Raw genomic sequence first — 25,374 nt, 5'->3', positions numbered from 1 at the left:
TTTTGCCAGAAACAAATTTAACGTTTAGCCCCCGGCCAGAGGTGTTTTTAACATTATTTAACAACGCCAAAAGCAACATAGCCATGGTTTTGCAATTCATTCAGACTCAAAACAAACAAACGATTATGAAAACTGTTTCTATTCCAAAAATCGCTTGGGCCATCCTGCTGATCGCTGCCCCGGCTATGCTATCCATTGCACAGGCGCAGTCCGACAAAAAGCCTGAGAAAGACGGCGACGGCAAGAAGACGAGCATCCGCATCAGGGTGTCGGAGGACGACAATGGCAAAGTCCGCGACATCGAGAAGAGCTACCAGGTAGGCGCCATGACCGATTCCGACAGACAAAAATTCATCGACAAGGTGCTGGATTCATTGAATGTGGATAAAAAAAGCAAACAAACCATTTCCATTACAGTGGATGACGGTGCCGACGACGTAATTGCGGCTAAAAAGCGCAAGAAAATCGTCATCGACCATCGCGACCCGCGCGAGCCGATGGCATTTCACTGGGACGGCGATTTCAAGTACGACCTCGATTGGGACTCGGAGAAAATGACCGAGAACATGAAGAAAATCCAGAAAAATTTCAACCAGAATTTCCAACCCAAAGCCAGGATGATGCTCCGCGATATGGAGGATTTCAGCAAGGACCTGAGCCGGAACTTCGAATATGCCTGGGATAACAGCAACAATGCAAAAGCGGCGAGTATTCGGTCGCTGAATGCCTATACCAACAACCCGGCCGACGATGTGCTGAACCTGCGTTTCAGTGTGCCGGAAAAAGGGAATGTGACCGTAACGGTAACCGATACGAAAGGCAAGGAAGTTGGTAAAAAGGAAATCCACGAGTTCGAAGGCGAGTACGTGGGCCAGATCGAACTTAAGAAAAATACAAAAGGTACGCTGTTCGTAACGGTGGTCCAGAATGAAGATGGAGCGGTGAAAAGGGTAGTTATACCTTAATTGGAGCCACTTTTACGATAGCGAATCCCCTTTGCCCGAAATGGTAAAGGGGATTTTTCTTGTAAAAATTATGCAACAATTTCACTGACATATAGTAAGAGTTGTAAATTTGCGGCAAATTCACCAATCTACCGCGACATCAATTTTTGAAGCAACTATGCTGAATCTTATACTGTTTGGCCCTCCGGGAGCCGGTAAAGGTACCCAAAGTGAAAAAATAATTGCCAAGTACAATTTGATCCACCTTTCCACAGGAGATCTCCTCCGCTCTGAAATCCAGGCCGGAACCGAGCTGGGATTGAAAGCCAAAACATTGATGGACCAGGGAATCCTGGTGCCCGACGAGGTGGTGATCGGGATGATCGACAACAAGCTGAAAGAGCACCGCGACGCTGCAGGCTTCATTTTCGATGGTTTTCCAAGAACGGTGAAACAAGCAGAAGCATTGGACAACCTGCTTGCCAGCTATAATGAAGGCATTTCCGTCATGGTCGCATTGTCCGTGGACGACGACGAGCTGCTGGCGCGCCTGCTCAACCGCGGGAAAACATCCGGCCGCCCCGACGACCAGAACGAAGAGCTGATTGCGAAACGCATTCAGGAATATAACAGCAAAACCAAACCCGTTGCCGACTACTACCAGGAACAAGGTAAGTTTGTCGCTATCAACGGAATTGGCGAAATCGATTTCATTTTCGGAGAAATTTCGGGTGCTATCGAAGCAGCCTGATTTCCCCATTATTTTCACTATACTCACATGGCCTCCTCCAACTTCATCGACTACGTTAAAATCAATGCGCGCTCCGGTAACGGCGGTGCCGGCTCCATGCACTTCAGACGGGAAAAACACGTCGAGAAAGGCGGGCCGGACGGCGGCGACGGCGGGCGCGGAGGCCACGTGATATTGAAAGGCAATGCCCAGCTCTGGACATTGCTGCACTTGAAATACACCAAGCACGTCAAAGCATTCGACGGCAAAGGCGGCGAAGGCGGCCGGCGCACCGGGGCGATCGGAAAGGACATTATCCTGGAAGTGCCGCTGGGCACCATCGCCAAAAACGCCGAAACCGGGGAAGAACTCTTCGAAATTACCGAGGACGGACAGGAAAAAATCCTGTTGCGCGGCGGTCGGGGCGGCATGGGTAACGACCATTTCAAATCAGCTACCAACCAGACGCCCCAGTACGCCCAGCCCGGCGAGCCCGGCAGCGAGGAATGGTTCATTCTCGAACTGAAAGTATTGGCCGACGTCGGCCTGGTAGGTTTCCCGAATGCGGGCAAATCTACATTACTCTCGGTGGTATCGGCTGCCAAGCCTGAAATTGCCGATTATCCATTCACAACCCTGGTTCCCAACCTCGGCGTGGTCGCTTACCGCGATTACAAATCATTCGTAATGGCCGACATTCCGGGCATTATCGAGGGGGCTTCACAGGGCCGCGGGCTCGGTCTCCGCTTCCTCCGCCACATCGAACGCAACGCTATCCTGCTTTTCCTCGTACCAGCCGATAGCGAAGACATCGAAGCGGAATACCAGACCCTCGTACAGGAGCTGCGACTGTACAACCCATCACTCCTTGACAAGAGCCGTATTCTGGCCATTTCCAAAATGGATGTAATCGCTGACGAAGAGCGGGTTGCATTACTGAAAAATCTACCGAACGGTATCCCAACTCTTCTAATTTCTGCAATTACCCAAGAAGGAATTGAACAATTAAAAGACAAAATATGGGAACTGATCAATTCACCGTTTCCCGTACAATAATATTTTCTTGAACAAGGCAACCATTCGATGCAAATTGTGTGTCCGAGATGTTATTTCAAAGATTTTTCAGTCACCATGAGACACTATCTACCGTATTTGTATTGGGTAGTATTTAGCATTATTTCTTTCACTGCACACGGACAAATCACCCTCGATTTCCCTTCAGACCGCGCCGTTTTCCAGCGGGACAAAAGCAATAGAGCCAGCATTTTCATTTCAGGGACCTATACCAAGGTCGCCGACAAAGTCGAAGCCAAGCTTACCAGCCGCAATGGGACTGGCTCCAACAAGGATTGGACCCCCGTCAAAGAAAATTTGGCCGGCGGTTTCTTTTCCGGCACGCTCAACGACGTGCAGGGCGGCTGGTATAAGCTCGAAATCAGACTGATAAAAGGCGGCCAGGTGGTAGGCACCAGTTCGGTAGAGCACGTGGGGGTAGGCGAAGTGTTCATGGTCGCCGGGCAGTCCAACGGCGAAGGATACTTCAATGACGAGCCGGGCAAACCCTACTTCGATTGGGGAGTGCAAGGGGCCGGGGAAGACCAGGTCAGCGCAGTAGACCATATGAATGCGCAGCCGATAGAAGGCCTGCCAGCCATCGGGTCGGACTACCCGTATCCGTCTTTCCGGCACGTGGATTCACAGACCAACATCTCCCCACGCGGGCGATCAGCCTGGAACTGGGGACGAGTGGGCGACAAACTGAGCACAAAACTTGGCGTACCCGTACTTTTCTACAATGTAGCCTGGTACGGAACGCACATCGGCGCATGGCGCGAAAGCATTTCGGGCAATCTGGCCAAGTCTTATTACGCCGACAAATATTTCGAGCCCGCCGGGATGCCGTTCAGCAACATGCGCGAGGTAATTCGCCGCTACACTTCACTTACTGGATTGAGAGGAATACTATGGATTCAGGGCGAAGCGGATAATGACAGAAACACAGGCAGGGATGAATATTTCAACGACCTGAAAGCGGTCATCGAGGCTTCCAGAAATGAATCGGGTAAAAACATTTCATGGATGGTGTCCCAGACCTCCTACAATAACAGAAATCAGACTGATAACGAGGTGATCGAAGGTCAGGCACGGGTTATCAACAATGTCCCCAATGTATTCCAGGGCCCGCTTACGGACCTGATACAGATCCCGCGCACCGATTCTCCCAACAACATGCTGGAAGGCGTACACTTTATGAAGGATGGCCTCACCCAGCTTGCAGACGCCTGGTACGATCGCCTTAACGACGATTTTTTCAACCGCTCGGAACCTTACCAGGGAATGACACCGCTGAATGTTGTCGCTTCCTGTGCGGGTAATGGCAATGTGACCCTGAGCGTGCAAAATGGCGGATTGCGCGATTTCAGCTGGTCGAATGGAGGAAATTCCAGCAGCGTGCAGGTTGGCAACGGTACCTACCGCGTTACCGCCCGCGACGACCGCAACAACCTGATCTGGTCGCCGGAAATCCGGGTAAATGAACAGATTCAGCCGAACCAACCGACTATTACCATCGACGGAAGCAACCCGGTTTGCGTAGGGAATACGGCTACGTTGGTGTCGAGTATCGAGGACAATGCCACCTGGAATACTGGTGCCACAGGCGCACGCCTGCCTGTGACCGCGGGAGGGGAATATTTTGTAAAGGTTAAAAACATTTACGGCTGCGAATCGACGTCGGAAAAGGTGACTATGCGCGTAGTAACATCGCCATTGCCTGATACACCGAAAATTACCGCCTCGGGCGTAACCACTTTCTGCCAGGGCGGCGAGGTGACGCTTACTTCCGATTCGAAAGTTAAAAGTGTGTGGTCGAACGGCGTAACCAATGCTACGATTACCGCGGTGACGTCAGGCGATTTCCGCGTACGTGCACTGAACGACGAGGGCTGCTACTCGCCCGAATCCCAGGCTGTGGCGGTGAAGGTTAATCCATTGCCTGCCAAACCGCAGATCTCGCTGAGCGGCGAAACGACCTTCTGCGACGGCGGTAATGTAACTATGACTTCGAATTACGATTCAGGCAACATCTGGAGCACGACCGCTACTACCAAAACCATTTCAGTAACCACTACTGGTACATTCTCACTCACCCAGCGCGACGGCAACGGCTGCGAAGCCAAATCCGACGAAGTAGCCGTGAAAGTGAATCCGCTGCCGGCCACACCGACCGTCACCTCATTGCGCCCGACCACCTTCTGCGACCGCGATTACACTCGCTTGCGCAGCAGTGAGGCATATTCTTATCAATGGAGCAATGGCTCGACGGAGCGTGAAATCGAGATACGGACTTCCGGCAATTTTACTATTTCGGCCAAAGATGCAAATGGCTGCGTGTCGCCGGTATCGCCCGTGGTGCAAGTCGTAGCAAACCCGCTACCGCCCACCCCGACAATCACCGCCGACGGCCCGACCACTTTCTGCGCCGACCTGAGCGTAAACCTTACATCGACCAACGCCGCGGGCTTCCTGTGGAGCAATGGCGCTGCTACCCAGACCTTAAAAGTGACATTGGCCGGCACCTATTCGGTACAGACGATCAACGAGTTTCAATGCTACTCCGATCCGAGTAACCAGATCAGCACGCAAACACTCGCATTGCCGCCTTCACCGACCGTTACCGCACGCCAGGCTACGACTTTCTGCGACGGCGATACGATCTTCCTGAAAGCAGTCAACGGCAATGAATTCTTCTGGAACAACGGCCTGGCCGGCGACAGTATCGAAGTTTTCAAAACCGGCGATTACGCGGCGCGGATTATGGACGACAAGGGTTGTTATTCGCCTTATTCTTCTGCTGTGCCCGTGGATGTGAAGCCTTCACCCACGCCCCCGACGATCAAACAAGTCGGTGTATTTACGCTTTTCGCAGAAAATAACCTGAGCACCGGCGATCACGTCTGGAAATATAACGACGTGGAACTGACCGAAAACACCGCGACGTTGAAAGCAGTCCGTGCGGGCAATTATGTGGTGAACAATACCATCGTTTACAGTCCTACGCTCACGTGCGCGTCTGAGTTTTCGGCACCGTTCCTGTTCTATCTGGACACGGCAAACCCAGGTTTCGTAGCCTACCCGAACCCGAATGCGACCGAGCGCGTGACGATCGAAACATTGACCAACCTGGTCAATGCCGACGTTCAGATCATCGACAGCCGTGGCATTATCCATCGTACTTATAAAGTTGCCAAGTTCGACAGCAGGCAATACTTCAACCTCAACGGGCTTTCCAGCGGACTTTACGTCATCCGCATCACCTCTGCATCGTTCAATGCGACGCAAAAGCTGGTGATTGTAAGATAAGGGGGCATTCAAGTGCCCCCGCTTCAAAAAAACGGAATAGTGATATTTTAGCCAAAATAATCCCTTACATTTGTGACTGTTTTGTCTTTGAATAGATTAGCAAAATCAAAAACTCAATCTTTATAGCCTCTAGAACTTTACCTGTATCAGAATTACCAATGCGTTATAGAATTATTCTTCCGGTAGTGGCAAAGGCATTGCTGTTGGTTTGTCTCGTATCATCCACGGTTTTCTCCCAAATTAAAATCACATCTCCTACATTTCAGGCCGTCTATCAACGGGATATTTCTGGCCAACGGGAGCTGACGGTGTCGGGAACGTTCACCGCGCTGATGGATAAGATCGAGGCCAGGGCCGTACCTGTTGTACAGGGACAAGGCATTGAAACGCCATGGAAAGATTTGCAGGTAGCCCCTAAGGGAGGTGTCTTCATGGGTAAGATCACACTTTACGGTGGCTGGTACACGCTGGAAGTGCGAGGCATCGCAAACGGTAAGGTAGTAGGTCGCGACGTCTTATCCCGCGTGGGGATCGGAGAGGTATTCATTATCGCAGGACAGTCCAATGCGCAGGGCCTTAAAGGAAAGCCTACCCCTCCTGGGGCTGTCGACGACCGGGTGCTTTACATCGACAACTACGAGAACGATCCGTTGGGAACTTACAAGGACGTGCTCACAGATCCGGTGCCTCCTACATTCTCCAAAATTACAAGCAGCATTAAAACGATGTCGCCACGCGGCCAGACGGCCTGGTGCTGGGGTGCGCTGGGTGATTTGCTCGTTGAGAAACTGAATGTACCCATTCTTTTTATTAATGTGGCCTGGGAAGGGACGTCCGTTACCAACTGGTCGGAAAGTGCCTCAGGTCAAAAAACGGTGAGTTTTTACGGATACAACTATAACCCCGGAATGCCTTATGCCAACCTGCGCATTTCAGCGCGGAACTACGGCAACCAGTACGGTCTCCGTGCGGTTCTGTGGATGCAGGGCGAGACCGACGGTTTCTTCGGTACCACACAAGCGGTATACCGTTCGAGCCTGCAAACGGTGATCGACAAACTACAAGCCGACACGCAAAAGCGGATCACGTGGGTGATTGCTCGCACGAGCTTGTCATCGGGCGACGATAAAGTGGACCCGAAACCCTACCCAGGCATCATCGCCGCACAAAACGCGGTCATCAATACACCATTCAACCCGACTTACCCGGGACCACAAACCGACGTGCTCGTACCGGACCGCAAGGACGGCCTTCACTTCGAAGGGGAAGCCGAGCTTCGGATCCTGGCGAATGCATGGAACGAAAGCCTGGATATTAATTTCTTCGGTACCGTCACCCCTGCTGCACCAGTAGCATTGCCGGTGATCACCACCGCCTGTACTTCCGCAAACAATGCGGTGACGCTCTCGCTGCCGGCGGGATATTCTTCATACGAATGGAAGAGCTCCAACGAGCAGAACCCGATCGGTATCGGCAGCTCGGTGACGGTGAACAAAGCGGGAACTTACCGCGCTACCGTTCGCGACGCGGCTGGTAACTCCATTCTGACCCCGGTGGTAGTGCTCGACCACGATGCCAGACCGGCGCAGCCGAGCATTCTGCAAACCGGCGAGCAGCAGGCATGTGCGGATTCGTCGTTCCAATTCTCGGTGAATGATGAAGGGTATATTTATAACTGGTTCAAAGAAAACACCACCACGGCCATTGCTGCGGGTTCGATTGCCAAAATCGGCGAGAGCGGTAACTACTATGTGAAGGCCCAGAACATTTTCGGCTGCGTTTCGGATAATTCCAGCGCTTCGAAGCTCACGATCCGCGCCAAAATCAGCAAGCCGGTCATCGCGCCATCGGGGCCGTTCAGTATTTCGGCGAGCATTCCCGAAGGCGGCGAAGTGAATGAGAGTTTCCTATGGAGACGCCCGGGATCGGAAAGCGACACGACGGCAACACTCATCAAGATCCTGAAATCGGGCGTGTACTCTACCCGCGCGAAAGTTACTTACTCGATCGGTAGCAACAATCTTGTTTGCTATTCCGACACCGCTTCCCGTGAGTTCAAAACCAATGAGCAAAACGAGGTGGTAATCTATCCGAACCCCAGCCAGGGCACCTACATTTACATCGAATCGCGCGATAATATCAAGGATGCGACATTTACGCTGTACGATATCTACGGACGCATCATCAAAACCACCGCTCCGAAGCTTCTCGACGGCCGCGCACAGATCGACGTGGGCGTTCTGCCGACCGGGAAATACATTCTACGGGTTACCGGTCAGGGACAGAGCCTTACGAAGCAAATTGTGATCAGGTAAACATTCTTTCTTTGTTTAGTACTAAATAAGCCCCGCAATCACGGGGCTTATTTAGTATGATACTAATTAGACGAAAGAATTTGATTGATAAATTTGCAAAGCCTAATTTTGAGAAACGGGAAAGAATGTAACCCGCCAACAACCGTTTTGCGGCATTCCTGACCGGTTTTAAACCGACCCATTGAGATGAAAAACGAATATCTCCCTTCCGACTATTTGCCCATCATTGTGCAATTTTTGCTCGCTGCCGGTTTTATCGGTGGCACGATGATTGTCACACACCTCATCGGCCCAAGCCGCAGAAGCAAATTGAAAGATGACCCGTTTGAATGCGGTATCGAGTCGGTTGGTGACGCCAGAACGCCTATTTCCGTGAAGTACTTTCTGGTAGCGATCCTGTTTGTGTTGTTTGATGTAGAGGTGATTTTCATGTACCCCTGGGCCGTGAATTTCAAAGGTCTGGGATTGTTCGGTTTTGTAGAAATGCTGTTGTTCATGGCCCTGCTGCTTGCCGGTTTCTATTACGTGATCCGGAAAGGTGTGTTGAACTGGGAAGAATAGGCCGGAACGCTCAAAATTTTTGTCAATTATGAAAGAAGTAAAGATAGTTGAAGCTCCTGACGGGCACAGCGGAGCGGGTTTTTTCGCGACTTCGCTCGATCAGGCCATCGGTTTGGCACGGAGCTACTCCCTCTGGCCGCTCCCTTTTGCGACCTCTTGCTGCGGTATCGAGTTCATGGCTACCATGGGCGCGCATTACGACATTTCACGTTTCGGTTCCGAGCGCCCGAGCTTCTCGCCGCGCCAGGCCGATTTGCTGATGGTGATGGGCACCATTGCCAAGAAAATGGCGCCGGTAGTGAAGCAGGTATATCTCCAAATGGCCGAACCACGCTGGGTAATGGCCGTAGGCGCCTGCGCTTCCAGCGGCGGTATTTTCGATACGTACAGCGTTTTGCAGGGTATCGACCGCATTATCCCAGTGGATGTTTACGTCCCCGGATGCCCGCCGCGCCCTGAGCAGATCATCGACGGCCTCATGCAGATCCAGTATCTGGCTCAAAATGAAAGCCTTCGCCGCCGGAATACCGACGAATACCAGGAACTTTTGGCATCTTATCAAATTCAATAAACCCCTATGCTGACTAACCAGGAGGTAGCCGAAGGGCTTTTGGAAAAATTCGGTGATCAGGTTTTCGATTTCGAAGAACCTTACGGGCTCCTCACTCTTTCATCGACGCGCGAAGAAATCCTTCCGCTGCTGGAATACCTGAGAGATCACAAAACCTGGCAGGTTATCTTTCTCACCGACATTACCGGTGTGCAATATCCTGACAACAAAGGACAGGAGTTCGTGGTGGTCTATCACCTGCACAGCTTCGTCCATAACTTCCGCATTCGCATTAAAGTAGCCCTTTCGGAGGCTGACATTCATATCCCGACCGCCACCGGCCTATTCGCATCGGCCAACTGGATGGAGCGGGAAACGTTCGATTTTTTTGGTATATTGTTTGACGGGCACCCTAACCTTCGCCGCATTCTCAACATCGAGGAAATGGACTACCATCCCATGCGCAAGGAGTACCCGCTCGAAGACGCTACCCGCGAAGACAAAATTGATGCCCTATTCGGTCGCTGACCTTTTTTGAGCAAGACATGGCAGATATTGAATTATTACCGCATAACGTCCCTTCTCAAAGCGAGCTCCCCGAGCTGGTTGAAGAACTGACAACCCTTAACCTCGGTCCTACCCACCCCGCTACCCACGGTATTTTCCAGAACATCCTCAAAATGGATGGCGAAAAGATCGTTTCCGGGGAGCAGACCATCGGTTATATCCACCGTGCATTTGAGAAAATCGCCGAAAGAAGGCCTTTTTATCAAATCACCACCCTCACCGACCGTATGAACTACTGTTCGTCCCCGATCAACAATATGGGATGGCACATGACGGTCGAGAAGCTGCTCGGCATTGAAGTTCCGAAGAGAGCGCAATACATCCGCGTGATCATGATGGAGCTCGCCCGCATTACCGACCACATCATTTGTAACAGTATCCTCGGTGTGGATACCGGTGCATTCACCGGCTTCTTGTATGTAATGCAGAAGCGTGAGGAGGTTTACGAGATTTACGAGGAAGTCTGCGGCGCGCGCCTTACCACCAATATGGGCCGCGTAGGCGGTATGGAGAGAGACCTTTCCAGCACGGCCATCCGCAAGATCAACGAGTTCATCAAATCATTCCCGCCGGTGTTGCGCGAGTTGGAAAAGCTCCTCAACCGCAACCGGATTTTCATGGACCGGACCATAAACGTAGGTCCTATTTCCGCGGAAAGAGCATTGTCATACGGCTTTACCGGCCCTAACCTGCGCGCAGCGGGTGTGGACTACGACGTGCGGGTGATGAACCCCTATTCTTCTTACCAGGACTTCGATTTCGAAGTGCCTATCGGCCAGAGCGGCGATACTTTCGACCGTTATATGGTCCGTAACGAAGAAATGTGGCAAAGCCTTAAAATCGTCGAGCAGGCCATTAACAACCTGCCGGAAGGCCCATATTATGCGGATGCGCCCGAATTCTATTTGCCTCCGAAACAGGAAGTATATAAAAACATGGAAGCGCTGATTTACCATTTCAAGATCGTAATGGGTGAAATCGACGCGCCGGCCGGTGAAGTATACCACGCTGTGGAAGGCGGGAACGGCGAGCTGGGCTTCTACCTCATCAGCGATGGCGGCAGGGCTCCTTACCGACTGCATTTCCGCAGGCCGAGCTTTATTTATTATCAGGCATATCCTGAAATGTGCAAGGGCTCGTCCCTGTCGGACGCGATCCTGACAATGAGTAGCCTGAATGTCATCGCAGGTGAATTGGATGCTTAAAGTTTTGAAAAGACCCTATTAGAAATGACCGAATCACCTAATCTGGTTGCGTTCACACCCGAACGACTTGAACAAGTAAAAGAGATTATCGCACGATATCCGGAGGGCCGCCAAAAGTCGGCTCTTTTGCCCGTTTTGCACGTGGCCCAGGAACAATGGGGCTGGGTAAGCAGCGAGGTGATGGATTACGTGGCTGGTCTTCTGAATATACAGCCTGTCGAAGTGTATGAAGTGGCTACATTTTACACGATGTACCACCTCGACCCGGTGGGCAAGCACGTGATCGAATACTGCCGTACAGGACCTTGCTGCCTCATGGGCGGAGAAGATGTGTACGGTCATCTTAAGAAAAAACTGGGTATCGAAGCGGGTGAAACGACCGCCGACGGCCTGTTTACATTGAAAGAAGTAGAATGCCTTGCAGCCTGCGGCTGGGGGCCGGTTTTCCAGATCCGCGAGCAGTTCTACATGAACCTGACCAACGAGAAGGTCGACCAAATCATCGAAGATTTAAGTAAATAAGCTTTTAGCAGCTGAAAATATTATCCTCAAATGGCTAGAAAAATTTTAACGGAGCATATTAATGTCCCCGGTATCGAAACCTTCGATGTTTATCGCAAACAGGGAGGCTATACTGCCGTTGAAAAGGCTATCAAAACCATGACCCCGGAAGAGGTGGTGGAAGAAGCGAAGAAATCCGGCGTACGCGGCAGAGGTGGTGCGGGTTTCCCGATGGGTATGAAATGGGGCTTCCTGGCCAAGCCCGAGGGTGTTCCCCGTTACCTGGTGTGTAACGCCGATGAATCGGAGCCGGGTACGTTCAAGGACCACCATTTAATGAAATCCATCCCTCACCTGCTGATCGAGGGGATGATCATTTCCAGCTTCGCATTGGGTGCCAACAAGTCGTTCATCTACGTGCGCGGCGAGCTCATGTACGTCATCCGCATTCTCGAAAAAGCCATTGCAGAAGCGAAAGCACAAGGGTTTTTAGGTAAAAATATCCTCGGCTCGGGCTATGACCTCGAACTGGTGGTACAGCCCGGAGGCGGCGCTTATATCTGCGGCGAAGAAACCGCATTGCTCGAATCGCTTGAAGGAAAAAGAGGTAACCCGCGTAATAAGCCGCCATTCCCCGCGGTGAAAGGTCTTTACCAAAGCCCTACCGTGGTGAACAACGTCGAGTCTATCTCCAATATGCCTTGGATTATCAACAATGGCGGCGATGCTTATGCACAAATTGGAATTGGCAGAAGTACCGGTACCAAATTAATTTCGGCTTCGGGCCACATTCAAAAGCCGGGCGTTTACGAAATCGAGCTGGGCGTGAGTGTGGATGAATTTTTGAACTCCGACGAATATTGTGGCGGTATCCGCAAGGGCCACCATTTGAAAGCATTGGTAGCCGGCGGATCGTCCGTACCTATTTTGCCTGCCAATTTGATAACCAAAACCGCGGCCGGCGAGGATCGTCTGATGACATACGAATCGCTTTCCGATGGCGGTTTCGCAACAGGTACCATGCTGGGTTCGGGCGGGTTTATCGTTTTTGACGAAACGGCCTGTATCGTTCGCAACACCTGGAATTTCTCCCGCTTTTATCACCATGAATCATGCGGCCAATGCAGCCCGTGCCGCGAAGGAACGGGCTGGATGGAGAAAGTCCTCCACCGCATCGAGCACGGTCACGGCAGCATGCACGACATCGACCTGCTCGTAGATATTTCAAAGAAAATAGAAGGTAACACCATTTGTCCGCTCGGCGATGCCGCTGCCTGGCCCGTAGCCAGCGCGATCCGCCATTTCCGAGACGAATTTGTGTGGCACATCACCCACCCGCAGGAAGCTACGGCTCCGGGCGCGGTGTATATGGGTGAAATGGCCCTGGTGTAACAGATCTTAGAACATTGTACAGGATTGGACATGGAAGAAGTTAAACCCCAATTGTTGAAAATTACATTCGATGGCATCGAGGTCGAAGTTGAACCCGGTACTACTATCATGCAGGCGGCGCGCAAGATCGCCGAGGCGGATGAGAGCCAGGGCCACCTCGTTCCGCCGGCGATGTGCTACTATAAACCGCTTCCGGTTTCCGGAGGTAAATGCCGCGCTTGTCTCGTAAAAGTGACCGCTGGCTCAGCGAAAGACCCTCGTCCGATGCCGAAACTTGTTCCTTCGTGCATTACACAAGTGCAGGACGGCATGGTGGTAGAAAACACGACCAACGAGGCAGTACTCGACACCCGCAAAAGCATTGTGGAGTTCCTGCTCATCAACCACCCGCTCGACTGTCCTATCTGCGACCAGGCCGGTGAATGCCATTTGCAGGATTTCGCATTTGAGCATGGTTCGGTGAAAACGCGTTACGAGGAAGAAAGAAGGACTTTTGATAAAATCGATATCGGCCCGCATGTGCAGCTGCACATGACGCGATGCATTCTTTGCTACCGCTGCGTGTACACGGCAGACCAGATCACCGACGGACGCGTTCATGGTGTCATGAACCGCGGAGATGCTTCCGAAATCAGCACTTACATTGAAAAAGCGATCGATAACGATTTCTCCGGAAACGTGATCGACGTGTGCCCGGTAGGCGCATTGACCGATAAGACATTCCGTTTTAAAAACCGCGTGTGGTTCTCCAAACCGGAAGACGCGCACCGTGATTGCGACAAATGCTGCGGCAAGGTGACATTGTGGTACCGCGGCGACGAGGTAATCCGCGTAACTGCCCGCAAGAATACCTGGGGAGAGGTGAACGACTTCATTTGCAATACCTGCCGTTTTGAGACCAAACAAACCAGCTCATGGGTATTGGAAGGCCCTACCAAGGTAAAACGCAGCTCGGTCATTTCTGCCAACAAATACCGCAAAGATCTCGTTAAGAAGCCCGATTTCGCATTGAAACTGGCCGCAACCCAGTTCAAGGCGATCGACGATACGCGCCCTTACGTGACCGACGAAGACACGATCCGTCACCAGAGCATTGAGAATAACGACAAGGCCAACCACCGTTCATTGGCGGCCAACAATAATTAAGAGAATCAAGTCAAAGCAGCCGGATAAAATTGCTTTCAAATGGATTTAGTAGAATTTCTTGTTAAAACCGTCACCATCGTTGCCGTTTTCGGGCTTACGCTCGTGATCGCCATGTATTCGACCTGGGCCGAGCGTAAAGTAGCGGGTTTCATCCAGGACCGCAGCGGACCTAACCGGGCCGGTTGGGGCGGACTTTTGCAGCCGCTGGCCGATGCCGGTAAAATGTTCTTCAAAGAGGATTTTATCCCCGCATTAGCTAACAAATGGCTTTTTATCGCAGGCCCGAGTTTGGCGATGCTCACGGCATTGCTGGCCAGCGCGGTAATTCCATTCGGCAGCACATTCCGCATTGCAGGTCATGAAGTGCCGTTGCAGGGCGTGGAATCGAACATTGGTATTTTGTACGTTTTCGGCGTCGTGGCGCTGGGTGTGTATGGTATCATGGTAGGTGGCTGGGCTTCCAACAACAAGTTCTCACTCCTCGGAGCCATTCGTGCGGCTTCGCAGAACATTAGCTACGAGGTGGCCATGGGCCTGTCGCTCATCGCGATCCTGATGATGAGCAGTTCGCTTTCGCTGGGCGAAATCGTGGCGCAGCAGCACGGGATGAACTGGAATATCTTCTACCAGCCGCTGGGCTTCATCATTTTCATCACCTGCTCATTTGCTGAATGTAACCGCGTCCCTTTCGATCTTCCTGAATGCGAAACGGAGCTTGTAGGCGGCTATCACACGGAATACGGCAGTATGAAACTCGGTTTCTATCTGTTTGCGGAGTATATCAACATGTTCATTTCCTCGGCGATCATTTCAGTGCTCTACTTCGGCGGTTATAACTACCCCGGAATGGACTTTGTATATGAGCAACTGGTAAAATCGCTCGGAACAGAGGTAGGCCATAACATTGCGACACTGATCGGGACGGCTGTTTTCTTCGGGAAAGCGTTGTTCTTCGTGTTCTTCTACATGTGGGTGCGCTGGACGATCCCGCGCTTCCGCTACGACCAGCTGATGAACCTCGGCTGGAAGAAGCTGATCCCTCTTGCTATTATTAACATTCTCATCACCGGTGCAGCCGTGCTTTTCCTGAAGCCTGCCATTACCGCGTGGTTGAACTAATTCCAAAATCGTATTGCCATGCAATTGACAAATCGCTCAAAGCAAGTAAGCAATAAACAAATGACGCTGGCGGAGCGCGCCTACCTGCCTGCTATTGCAACCGGTCTGGCGATTACGATCAAGCACTTTTTTGCCAAGAAAGTAACGATCCAATACCCGGAAGTGAAACGGTACCTGGGACCGGTTTTCCGCGGACGACATATCCTGAAAAGAGACGCCGACGGCCGCGAGCGGTGTACAGCCTGCGGATTGTGCGCGGTAGCATGCCCTGCGGAAGCGATTTCCATGGTAGCGGCCGAGCGCGTAAAAGGGGAAGAAAACCTGTACCGTGAAGAAAAATACGCGGCGGTTTACGAAGTGAACATGCTGCGCTGCATCTTCTGCGGCCTTTGCGAGGAAGCATGCCCGAAACAGGCCGTTTATCTGCGCCACGACGAGTTCGTGCCGGTATTCACCGAGCGCGACCAGGTTATCTGGGGCAAGGATCTTCTCGTGGAAGATATGAACAACCGCTACACCCGCGAGGCCTGGACGAAGGAGGAGGCTCACTTGCTCGACGCAAAAAGAGCCAATGGAGAAGCAACCAATGTTGTCCCAAGAGCTATTCCCTGATCGGTAAACCAAGACTGTCAGCAGTTACAAACATTATGAATTCAGCAGTATCATTTTTTTACTTTCTCTCCTTCCTGACCATCCTGAGCGCGGTGATGGTCGTGGTATCGCGTAACCCTATTCACAGCGTGCTATACCTGATCCTGACGTTTTTCACGCTTTCAGGTCACTATATCCTGCTGAATGCGCAGTTCCTGGCGGCGGTGAACATCATCGTCTACGCCGGGGCGATTATGGTACTTTTTCTCTTTGTGATCATGTTTTTAAATATGAAGCAGGATCAGGAGGAAGCCAAAACCAATCTCACCAAAATAGCCGCCACGATTGTCGGCGGGACCGTATTCGTGATCCTTTTCGGTGCATACCGCAAAACGGCCATCGAGCCATTCAATCCGCAAACTTACGATTCACAGGTGGGTATGATCGAAAACCTCGGCCATATGCTTTTCCGAGAATACCTGCTGCCATTTGAATTAGCGTCCATTCTGCTGCTGGTAGCAATGGTAGGTGCTGTGTTGCTGGGTAAAAGAGAGATTGGCGAGCGCCACTTTTAGGAGTCCATGAGTTTAAAGTTTATGAGTTTTTAATTTAACTCTAAACAAACAGACATAAAAAATGGAGATGCCCTTTCGGACATCTCCATTTTTGTTTTATCCGCTTCCGGATTACGCTTCCTCCACTTCGGAGTAAGCTTCAACCGGGATACAAGAGCAAATCAGGTTGCGATCGCCGTAGGCGCTGTCCACGCGGCTTACACTTGGCCAGAACTTGTTGAAACGCAGGTATGGCAGTGGGAATGCGGCTTTTTCACGGCTGTAAGAACGTGTCCAGTTCTCGCTCAGCAATACGCGGGAAGTATGCGGTGCATTCTTCAAAACGTTGTCTGCACGGTCTGCAACGCCTTCTTCCACTTCACGGATTTCGTTACGGATCGAGATCATCGCATCGCAGAAACGATCCAGCTCCGCTTTTGATTCGGATTCGGTCGGCTCGATCATCAATGTACCGGCAACGGGGAATGAAAGCGTCGGTGCGTGGAAACCGTAATCCATCAGGCGTTTGGCCAGATCCTCCGCTTCTACACCCGCCGCTTTGAAGCCACGGCAGTCGACGATCATTTCGTGCGCACAGCGGCCATTTGTACCCGTGTAAAGCACTTCAAAATGCCCGCTCAGGCGTTCCTTAATATAGTTCGCATTCAGGATGGCGTATTTGGTCGCATTGGTCAATCCTTCTCCGCCCATCATCGCAATGTACGCGTAAGAGATCGTGAGAATGCTCGCGCTGCCGTAAGGTGCAGCGGAAACAGCTCCGGCCTGGCCGTTTGGCAGGTGATCAGGCTGCGTGCTGAAATTCACGTGGCCCGGCAGGAACGGCATGAGGTGCTCGGCCACGCCGATCGGTCCTACGCCAGGGCCGCCGCCGCCATGAGGGATACAGAATGTTTTATGCAAATTGAGGTGGCAAACGTCGGCGCCGATACTCGCGGGGCTGGTCAATCCAACCTGTGCATTCATATTCGCACCGTCCATATAAACTTGTCCGCCGAATGAATGGATCATTTCGCAGATCTCGATAATGCTTTCTTCGTAAACACCGTGCGTCGAAGGATAGGTTACCATCAAACACGACAGCTCGTTCGCATATTGCTCTGCCTTTGCGCGCAAGTCCGCTACGTCGATATTACCGCGCTCGTCGCATTTGGTAACCACCACCTTCATACCGGCCATTACCGCCGAAGCAGGGTTGGTACCGTGCGCCGAGGACGGGATGAGCGCCACATTGCGGTGCACATCGCCACGGCTTTCGTGGTAGGCACGGATCGCCATCAAACCGGCATATTCGCCTTGTGCACCTGAGTTAGGCTGGAATGACATCGCCGCAAAACCGGTGATTTCGCAAAGCCAGATATTCAGCTCGCTTACCAACTGGGCGTAACCGCCGACCTGGTTGGTTGGCGCAAACGGGTGCAAACCGCCAAATTCCGGCCATGTCAGCGGGATCATTTCGGCAGTCGCATTGAGTTTCATGGTGCAGCTGCCGAGCGAGATCATCGAATGGACCAATGAAAGGTCTTTGTTCTCCAATGATTTCAGGTAACGCAGCATTTCGTGCTCGGTGTGGTGCGTGTTGAAAACCGGGTGCGTCAGGTATTCCGACGTTCTTACCAGGTTCTCAGGAATCGAAATTTCGAGTTCCTCGTCGATCACCATCTCACCCTGGAAGCCGGAAATTTCGGCAAACACATTCAGCAATGCGATCACGTCGTCGAAAGTCTTGGCCTCGTCGAACGAAACGGAAAGGCTCTCGTCGCCGTGGTAAAGCAGGTTAATACCATATTTCAACGCCTGTTCGCGCAGCTTGCGCGTCAATGGCGTATTGATCGTCACCGTATCGAAAAAGTTTTCGGTGGTAACGTCGTAGTTGAATTTCTTTACCGTGTCCACGAAAAGGCGTGTGAGCCCATGCACGCGGGACGCAATATTTTTAATGCCTTCCGGCCCGTGGTATACAGAGTATGCCCCGGCGATCACTGCCAGCAAAACCTGTGCGGTACAAATATTCGAAGTCGCCTTCTCGCGGCGGATGTGCTGCTCGCGGGTCTGCAACGCCATGCGCAATGCGCGGTTGCCTTCGCCATCCACCGATACGCCGATAATGCGGCCCGGAATCTGACGTTTGTAAGCATCTTTCGTCGCGAAATACGCTGCGTGCGGGCCGCCATAGCCCATCGGCACGCCGAAGCGCTGCGACGAGCCTATTACCACATCGGCACCCATCTCGCCCGGCGATTTCAGGAGCGTCAATGCGAGCAGGTCCGCGGCCACGGCTACGGTAATGCCCAGTTCGTGGGCGGTAGAGATAAAATCGGTGTAGTCGATCACTTCGCCGTTGGTGGCGGGGTATTGTACCAGCGCGGCGTAAATATTTTCGTCGGAGAGGTCAGCCGTCGCGTGGTTGCCTACCACCACGTCGATGCCGATCGGCTTCGCGCGGGTATAAATGAGGTCGATCGTTTGCGGGTGGCAAAGTTCCGATACGAAAAAGGTATTCGCTTTTTTTCTCGATGGCCCTTTCAGCGCGTGCAGCATGGTCATCGCCTCGGCTGCCGCTGTTGCCTCATCGAGCAACGATGCGTTCGCGATTTCCATACCCGTCAGGTCTGTTACCACCGTCTGGAAGTTCAGGAGCATTTCAAGCCTTCCTTGCGCGATTTCTGCCTGGTAAGGGGTATACGCCGTGTACCAGGCCGGGTTTTCGAGGATATTCCTCAGGATGACGTTCGGTGTGATGGTGTCGTAATAGCCCGTGCCGATATAAGATTTCAGCACTGCGTTTTTCGAAGCCAGTCTTTTAATGTATTGTAAAAATTCCTGCTCCGATTTCGGTCTCGGCAAGTTGAGTGGTTTTTGTAGACGAATCGCAGAAGGCAGAGTCTGGTCGATCAGTTCATCCACTGATCCGGCTCCGATGGTCTTCAACATTTCCTGCAATTCCTGTTCATCTTTACCGTGGTGACGGTTTTCAAACTTGTCCTGGTTTCGAAGATTAACTTTCATTCAAGTTAGGCTGAGAATGCCGCTATTAGGTGATTTTAAAATACAAAAGTAAGCAAATCCAACCAAATCTCTCAGAGAATGATGGGTATGCTTACTCTTGAATATGTACAAAATGTATGAACGGGAAGTTCCTAGTGGTTAGGGCAGCCGCAGTCGGTTTTTCGCTTGAATATTCCGAGGAATTTCTTGGACCTCGGCTTTTTGTAACCTTTGTATTTCTTCTTTTTACCAAACAATTCCACCTTGGTGGCATCCGGCGCGGCTGCCGTGGCGACAGGCGACGCCGAAACTGCTTGTAAACCTGAAATACTGCAAATCAATGCGAGTACCAGCAGCCAGGGAGTAATTTTCTTCGTGAGTTTCATTCGATGGATCTTCAAAGGTTACTAAGGGAACGCCGCGCGCCCCGGTTTCGGTATGCGCAGCGCCGACCCGTTCACAATTTTGCGAAAATTTACGCCTTTACCAATTCCAGGATCGTGATTTCGGGCAGAATACCCACGCGACCGGGATAGCCCAGATAGCCGAAGCCCCGGTTGACATACAAATACTGCTCATTCTGCTCGTAAAGCCCGGCCCATTGTTTGTACCGATATTGTACCGGGCTCCATTTCAGTTTACCGATTTCCACTCCGAATTGCATTCCGTGCGTGTGGCCCGCGAGCGCGAGGTCAATGTCCTTATAACCAGGCAAAACCTGCGCTTCCCAATGGCTCGGATCATGCGAAAGCAATATTTTGACAGGGTAATCCTCCGTTCCGTCATATGCTTTTTCGAGGTTGCCGTATTTGGCAAAATTCCCGGCACCCCAGTTTTGAATACCGATTAACCCAATAGACTCGCCGTCCACAGTTATCGCACGGTTTTCGTCGAGCATCAGCTTCCAGCCCAGCAGTTCATGCGCTTTTTTCAAATCGGAGAGGTTACTGGTTTTCGATTGCGCATCGGCCCAGTGGAAATAGTCGCCGTAATCGTGGTTCCCCAGCACCGAATGCACGCCGAGCGGCGCTTTCACCTTGTCGAAAATGTTGATATAATCTTTCACTTCCAGCGCACGGTCATTCACGAGGTCGCCCGTGAAAAATGCAATGTCCGGTTTTTCCTTCATCAGCATTTCGACGCCACCTTTCACGGCTGTTTTATTGAAGAAACTGCCTGAGTGGATATCCGACAACTGGGCGATTTTCATCCCGTGAAATTGCCGCGGCAGGTTTTTCAAAGGCACTTTCACCCGCCGGATGCGGTAATCGTGTGCTCCGGAGAGGATTCCGTAGGCAAATGTGCCCAGAAGCCCCGTCCCCGCCACCACGGCAGTAGTCGCCAGAAACTGCGAACGCGGGATAGTCGGCTCGCCGGTTTCGGGAGAAGGAGTGGCCACCGAAGGAGCAAAAAAGCTGATGATCCATTGGAAAAAGCGGCGCACGTCGTCGATCAGCAGGATCACGACTGCCAGTAATTTCGAGAGATAGGGAATGGCGATGAATGCCACCACGAACGTGCGCGTCGTACTTTTGAAATAATCCGGGGGAAGGAGCTGCATGCCGATATAGGCACCGAGGGTCAGTAATGTGAGGGCCCAGTAAGCGCCTCCGATCCAGCGTTGCGTTATAGGTGCCAGGCCGCGGATGGCCAGTTTCAAGCCTTGCCAGACATACCAGTCGATGGCAAAAAGGATGAATGTAAGTATGATAAAAAAGAAGGTTCTATTCATTTTAAAATGATCGTTGTCATATCAACGACAAACACAGACCAGCAATTTCACGTTCAGTATGTGAATGGATTATTGATGAATGTACAGCAATGGATCAATGGATGTGCCGAAGGTTGATTTCTGTTGCTAAACGGTTTTCGGTACTTTTGCGAATTATCCTTTTTCAGTTATGCCTAAATACGACTTCAAACGATTCCACATTCGGTCTATGAATGCGGGAAGCGACCAGGAACGAGCAGCGATCAATCAGGAATTGAAAGATTTGTACACATCGCTGCCTGAGGACGAGCAAAAAGTTTTCAATGAGGAATTGCAGCATTTCCTGACACACGAAGTGGCGCGCATCAAATCCGATTACGAATCGGTGCGTGGTCTGAATCAGCCAAACTAAGGCTTAGTTTAAGCGCGGATCGATGGGGTAATGCGCGATGGAACGGTATTCGCCGCCCATGTTGCGCAGGATTTCACGCCAGAAATTGCCGGGAGGGGTGGAAAAAAGGAAGTCGGAAGTGGTGCTGGAAATGATCCAGGAGTCTTGCTTGATCTCCTCGTCGAGCTGCCCTCCGCTCCATCCCGAGTACCCGATGAAGAACATGACGTCCTCCTGTTTCAGCGTATTCAGGTTCAGGAGGGTTTTGACATTCTGAAAATCGCCTCCCCAGTACACATCTTTCATGATCTCGGTGCCCCCGGTAACGAGGTCGGGACGGCGGTGGATAAAATGCAGGGTATTCTTCTCGACAGGGCCTCCCAAATGCAGTGTAATATCCTGATAAATAGTCTCTTCCAGTACATCGCCCAGGAAAAGGTCGGTTGTCTGGTTTAGTACAAAACCGAAACTGCCCTGCTCATTATGCTCGCACATGAGGATCACTCCCCTTTCAAAATTGGGATCACCCAGAAAAGGCTTGGCAATGAGCAAGCCTCCTTTCGAAACTTTTGCGGCTGACGGCATACCCTGACAGATAGTTAATTCAAAAACGAAATATATTTATTTTTCGCACTGAAAACCTGATATTGCCCAAAATATAATAAAAATGAGATCATGGCATTGATAAAATCTGTCCGCGGACATCACCCAACCTATCCCGAGAGTTGCTGGTTTGCAGAAAATGCTACCATTGTCGGCGATGTGGTGTTAGGTGAAAATTGTACTGTTTGGTTCAATGCGGTGATCCGCGGGGATGTGAACAGCATCCGCATCGGGCACCATTCCAATGTACAGGACGGCGCCGTGATCCATTGTACGTACCAGCGCTTCGCGACCACGGTCGGGAATTACGTATCCATTGCGCATAATGCCATTGTGCACGGCTGCACGATCGAAGACCACGTGCTGATCGGCATGGGGGCCATTGTCATGGACGGCGCGGTGGTAGGCGAAGGCGCCATTATTGCGGCTGGCGCGATCGTCACCCAGGGCACAAAAGTCCCTCCCGGCACGATCTACGCCGGCAACCCCGCCAAGTTCCTCAAAAACGTCTCCCCGGAGCTCAACGCCGCCATCGACCGGACTGCAAACAACTATCTTCTTTATTCAGGCTGGTTCAAAGAAGACGAAGGCTCGAAATAACGATCACCTTGCGGCCCTACGCCCGGAGGGATGAGAATAACTACCTCGGGAACGCGGTTTTCGAAGAGTGATTTTCTTTTTCGCTTGATAGCCCGCAACATCGTAAAGTACACACCAATACCTGCAAGAGGCCCGGTAACAGGCCTGGTAAGCTGGAAAGCGATCGTCAACTCCCCAAGTACCAGCCCGGTTATGCACGATTGGAGCATTCCCCTTTTGATAAGCCTGATTTTGTCAATATTGACAATGTCCTCATAAAAGGCAAATCCGCCGCTGCCAGGAATAAAAGGATTTTCCCGAAGCTTCACCCCATCGTGCCGGATGTCTATGACTTCCCCAAAACAGAACTCCTCCTGTCCGAAAGAATTCTTCTGAATGCATTGTATAAAGTGCCCTTTTTTGACCTTGTCCGTTTTACTTGTCTTGACGGATTGGATGAGGAAAAAGGGTTTTTGGGCGACGCTCTCCGGCATTACAAGCCACAGCAACAAGCATAGCAGATATCGATTAAATAGATATATCAACATAGCTGGCATTGACTGTTTAAGTTTTTCCACTTAGATAGAGGAAACCAAACAAACATATCCGCCCTTCACGCACCGGTCTACCCCAGCTACAAGACCAAGAAAACCACCAAAACCAGCACCAAAAATTGCAGCAGGTACAGTTCCGATACCTGCAATAGGTGCGCCGAGTATCAAACCTGTAAGAGCGCCATAAACAGATTTCTCCACAACCTCTGTTACGATAGTCGCCGCGATGTTGATGATCTTCCGGATCACTTTTCCAAGTCCTCCGAATAAGTCGGCCTGATAGGAGCTGTCACCACCAGACCATATCGGATCCGGGAAACAGGATTTACCATCTGTTGCATAATAGTTAGTCGCCTCATCGAAATTGTCATAATAGGCTTGAATCGCCGCGTTCAGTACACCCTTTTCAATGGCTGTAAGGGTACCATTATTCGAAATATTGGTCTTGATAGGATTCAGGTACACGTCGATGGCATCTTTGAGATAAGAACTCCAAAAAATTTGCGCGTTACAACCGGGAGTATTGTCGATACAATAGCTATTGAAAAGGTCCTTGGCGCCTTTCTGAATTGCCTGTATTATCTGAGACTTGTAGTTAAATATCTTCGAATATGCGGGGTTAAACGCATATGCGTTGGGATTCGATTTGTACGAAGCGACCAGATTATCATACCAGGTTCCGCCTGCCGCTCCGTACTGCGCTACCGTCTTCGCGCGGTATTTGTTATTCAGGGCATTCTCATTTAATGTGGAGCAATCCAACGACCCGATATTATCGTTCGACAACTTCGCATACGCATCATTTGCAGCTTTCGGCGATTTAAACACTTGTGGAGGTGCTATTTCTTCATGACTCTTTTGGCAGGATGAAAAAATAATTGAGCCGATAACAAATGCGAATACGCTCAGCAACAGGCCAAAAGGATTTGTTTTTAAGCTTTCCATAAAAAATAAATTTTAAGTGTGTTTGATAAACATGTTTGACTCATCTCACAAGTCGCGCTCACCAATAGTGGCATGAAATAGGTATCCCCAAAAAGCACTTGGTCTAAGCTTGTTGATGAAGTACCCATGTCATTTACGCTTTGTGAAATTACCTCACAAAGCAAATGAACTAATTGCGAATTGATGTTGCGGAAACCGCACGAAATCACGCGGTTTCCGCACGAATTGATGCGAAGCTTTGAGCGACTCTTTTGATTTTAGTGCATAAGTGTGTGACCTTCATAATGCTAAATGGTTTTAAAAGTGATAAGACAGATTGATAGAATGGACTGGATAAAAATTGACTGAGAGTAGTCGGTTATCGTCCCATGCGGTGCCTTGGTTCGGCGCAAAACGCTGAACATTGTAAGCGAAATGAGCCTGGGCTTCAATGGAAACCGACAACCTGCCCAGGATCCGGTATTTGACTCCCACAAATGGGCCCAAGCCAATGGTACTTATCGAGCCTCTGCCGTTTGGCGGGTAGGTATAAGAACCAAAACTGAATTGATAGGTAATGTCAGAGCCGAAAAAGAGCTGATGACGTTTTATGCTTTTGTGGGCTTCGTAACCGAGTTGAAAGTCCAGGCTGGCTCCCTTATGCCTGTAATCCGGCACAGGAGTTTGGCCTCCTAATGTGTCAGGTTCAGATCCCACTTTTAAATCCGAATACCCGCCATTACCAAGGCAAAGCCGCCATGCACCTTTGTTCCAAGTACCATACCGTATCATGACAGACTGAGATTTCCCATAAGAAAGCCGGAAAAGATCAATGCTCACATCCCACCTCTGAGCCTGTATCATACTATCGGTCTTCGCGGTATTGCGCATAGCACTTTGCGCGTGTGAGACGTGAACCGCGAACGACGATAATGCGGCCGTCACCGAAATAAATAGCGCCCGCCACAAAGTCCTGGCATTTAATGCAAAAATGCCCCTGATGGTACCCCCAAGAGCATTTTTGTTAAAGTTTGTTGATGAATTACCCATCTCATTTACGCTTTGTGAA

General features: G+C 51.0%; 24 protein-coding genes. 17 read left to right on the top strand and 7 right to left on the bottom strand.

Annotated elements, in window-relative coordinates; translation table 11 throughout:
• Window positions 1-125: 125 nt before the first annotated feature.
• The 15 genes from H144_RS0107770 to H144_RS0107700 all read left to right on the top strand — a co-directional run bounded on the left by H144_RS0107770 (window position 126) and on the right by H144_RS0107700 (window position 16,558).
• Window positions 126-965: a T9SS type A sorting domain-containing protein gene (locus H144_RS0107770; protein ID WP_229207861.1), complete on the top strand. Its 840-nt coding sequence runs from the start codon at window positions 126-128 to the stop codon at window positions 963-965.
• A gap of 157 nt (window positions 966-1,122) precedes the next feature.
• Window positions 1,123-1,695: an adenylate kinase gene (locus H144_RS0107765; RefSeq protein WP_019941487.1), complete on the top strand. Its 573-nt coding sequence runs from the start codon at window positions 1,123-1,125 to the stop codon at window positions 1,693-1,695.
• Between the two features lie 27 nt (window positions 1,696-1,722).
• Window positions 1,723-2,730, top strand: coding sequence for a GTPase ObgE (gene obgE, locus H144_RS0107760; RefSeq protein WP_019941486.1), 1,008 nt, complete (start codon window positions 1,723-1,725; stop codon window positions 2,728-2,730).
• Window positions 2,731-2,805: 75 nt separating this feature from the next.
• A complete protein-coding gene (locus H144_RS0107755; protein WP_033402481.1) occupies window positions 2,806-6,036 on the top strand; it encodes a T9SS type A sorting domain-containing protein in 3,231 nt (1,076 codons plus the stop codon).
• A 158-nt stretch (window positions 6,037-6,194) separates the two neighbouring features.
• Window positions 6,195-8,351, top strand: coding sequence for a T9SS type A sorting domain-containing protein (locus H144_RS0107750; RefSeq protein ID WP_033402480.1), 2,157 nt, complete (start codon window positions 6,195-6,197; stop codon window positions 8,349-8,351).
• A 186-nt stretch (window positions 8,352-8,537) separates the two neighbouring features.
• Entirely contained in the window at window positions 8,538-8,912 is a 375-nt protein-coding gene (locus H144_RS0107745) for an NADH-quinone oxidoreductase subunit A (RefSeq protein ID WP_019941483.1), read from the top strand.
• Between the two features lie 28 nt (window positions 8,913-8,940).
• Complete coding sequence (locus tag H144_RS0107740) at window positions 8,941-9,483, top strand: NADH-quinone oxidoreductase subunit B (RefSeq protein WP_019941482.1); 543 nt, start codon at window positions 8,941-8,943, stop codon at window positions 9,481-9,483.
• Window positions 9,484-9,489: 6 nt separating this feature from the next.
• Window positions 9,490-9,990, top strand: a complete 501-nt coding sequence (locus tag H144_RS0107735) for an NADH-quinone oxidoreductase subunit C (protein WP_019941481.1) — start codon at window positions 9,490-9,492, stop codon at window positions 9,988-9,990.
• A 17-nt stretch (window positions 9,991-10,007) separates the two neighbouring features.
• Entirely contained in the window at window positions 10,008-11,234 is a 1,227-nt protein-coding gene (gene nuoD / locus H144_RS0107730; RefSeq protein WP_019941480.1) for an NADH dehydrogenase (quinone) subunit D, read from the top strand.
• 24 nt (window positions 11,235-11,258) lie between these two features.
• On the top strand, window positions 11,259-11,756 hold the full coding sequence (nuoE, locus tag H144_RS0107725; protein WP_026350494.1) for an NADH-quinone oxidoreductase subunit NuoE: 498 nt from the start codon (window positions 11,259-11,261) through the stop codon (window positions 11,754-11,756).
• Window positions 11,757-11,786: 30 nt separating this feature from the next.
• A complete protein-coding gene (gene nuoF, locus H144_RS0107720; RefSeq protein ID WP_019941478.1) occupies window positions 11,787-13,127 on the top strand; it encodes an NADH-quinone oxidoreductase subunit NuoF in 1,341 nt (446 codons plus the stop codon).
• A gap of 30 nt (window positions 13,128-13,157) precedes the next feature.
• The gene (locus H144_RS0107715; protein WP_019941477.1) at window positions 13,158-14,273 is read left to right on the top strand and encodes an NADH-quinone oxidoreductase subunit G; all 1,116 of its coding nucleotides are present in this window, start codon (window positions 13,158-13,160) and stop codon (window positions 14,271-14,273) included.
• A 39-nt stretch (window positions 14,274-14,312) separates the two neighbouring features.
• A complete protein-coding gene (gene nuoH / locus H144_RS0107710; protein WP_019941476.1) occupies window positions 14,313-15,392 on the top strand; it encodes an NADH-quinone oxidoreductase subunit NuoH in 1,080 nt (359 codons plus the stop codon).
• Window positions 15,393-15,410: 18 nt separating this feature from the next.
• On the top strand, window positions 15,411-16,004 hold the full coding sequence (locus H144_RS0107705) for a NuoI/complex I 23 kDa subunit family protein (RefSeq protein WP_026350493.1): 594 nt from the start codon (window positions 15,411-15,413) through the stop codon (window positions 16,002-16,004).
• 35 nt (window positions 16,005-16,039) lie between these two features.
• A complete protein-coding gene (locus H144_RS0107700) occupies window positions 16,040-16,558 on the top strand; it encodes an NADH-quinone oxidoreductase subunit J family protein (protein WP_019941474.1) in 519 nt (172 codons plus the stop codon).
• A gap of 111 nt (window positions 16,559-16,669) precedes the next feature.
• Here the strand turns inward: H144_RS0107700 and gcvP are convergent, their stop codons facing one another.
• From gcvP to H144_RS0107685, 3 genes are all read right to left on the bottom strand, one after another.
• The gene (gene gcvP / locus H144_RS0107695; protein WP_019941473.1) at window positions 16,670-19,564 is read right to left on the bottom strand and encodes an aminomethyl-transferring glycine dehydrogenase; all 2,895 of its coding nucleotides are present in this window, start codon (window positions 19,562-19,564) and stop codon (window positions 16,670-16,672) included.
• A gap of 131 nt (window positions 19,565-19,695) precedes the next feature.
• Window positions 19,696-19,929, bottom strand: a complete 234-nt coding sequence (locus H144_RS0107690; protein ID WP_019941472.1) for a hypothetical protein — start codon at window positions 19,927-19,929, stop codon at window positions 19,696-19,698.
• Window positions 19,930-20,018: 89 nt separating this feature from the next.
• Window positions 20,019-21,275, bottom strand: coding sequence for a metallophosphoesterase (locus tag H144_RS0107685; protein WP_019941471.1), 1,257 nt, complete (start codon window positions 21,273-21,275; stop codon window positions 20,019-20,021).
• A gap of 169 nt (window positions 21,276-21,444) precedes the next feature.
• On the opposite strand from H144_RS0107685, the gene H144_RS0107680 reads away from it, so the two are divergent.
• Window positions 21,445-21,666 (top strand): hypothetical protein, encoded by a 222-nt coding sequence (locus tag H144_RS0107680; protein ID WP_229207860.1) that lies wholly within the window; start codon window positions 21,445-21,447, stop codon window positions 21,664-21,666.
• Window positions 21,667-21,669: 3 nt separating this feature from the next.
• Here the strand turns inward: H144_RS0107680 and H144_RS0107675 are convergent, their stop codons facing one another.
• Window positions 21,670-22,230: a YqgE/AlgH family protein gene (locus H144_RS0107675; protein ID WP_019941469.1), complete on the bottom strand. Its 561-nt coding sequence runs from the start codon at window positions 22,228-22,230 to the stop codon at window positions 21,670-21,672.
• A 90-nt stretch (window positions 22,231-22,320) separates the two neighbouring features.
• On the opposite strand from H144_RS0107675, the gene H144_RS0107670 reads away from it, so the two are divergent.
• Window positions 22,321-22,848 (top strand): gamma carbonic anhydrase family protein, encoded by a 528-nt coding sequence (locus H144_RS0107670; protein ID WP_019941468.1) that lies wholly within the window; start codon window positions 22,321-22,323, stop codon window positions 22,846-22,848.
• Here H144_RS0107670 and H144_RS0107665 read toward each other — a convergent pair.
• From H144_RS0107665 to H144_RS0107655, 3 genes are all read right to left on the bottom strand, one after another.
• Entirely contained in the window at window positions 22,809-23,405 is a 597-nt protein-coding gene (locus tag H144_RS0107665) for a hypothetical protein (RefSeq protein WP_019941467.1), read from the bottom strand. The two genes, H144_RS0107670 and H144_RS0107665, sit on opposite strands and share 40 nt — an antisense overlap.
• Window positions 23,406-24,326 carry a hypothetical protein gene (locus H144_RS0107660; RefSeq protein ID WP_019941466.1) on the bottom strand — a complete coding sequence of 307 codons (921 nt, stop codon included), beginning with the start codon at window positions 24,324-24,326 and terminating at the stop codon, window positions 23,406-23,408. It lies immediately after the preceding gene.
• Between the two features lie 297 nt (window positions 24,327-24,623).
• Window positions 24,624-25,355 carry a hypothetical protein gene (locus tag H144_RS0107655; protein WP_019941465.1) on the bottom strand — a complete coding sequence of 244 codons (732 nt, stop codon included), beginning with the start codon at window positions 25,353-25,355 and terminating at the stop codon, window positions 24,624-24,626.
• Window positions 25,356-25,374: the final 19 nt, after the last annotated feature.

Source organism: Dyadobacter beijingensis DSM 21582, from assembly GCF_000382205.1.
Taxonomy (GTDB): Bacteria; Bacteroidota; Bacteroidia; order Cytophagales; family Spirosomataceae; genus Dyadobacter; species Dyadobacter beijingensis.
Note: the sequence above shows the minus strand (reverse complement) of the source record. Positions and strands in the feature narration are given on the sequence as shown.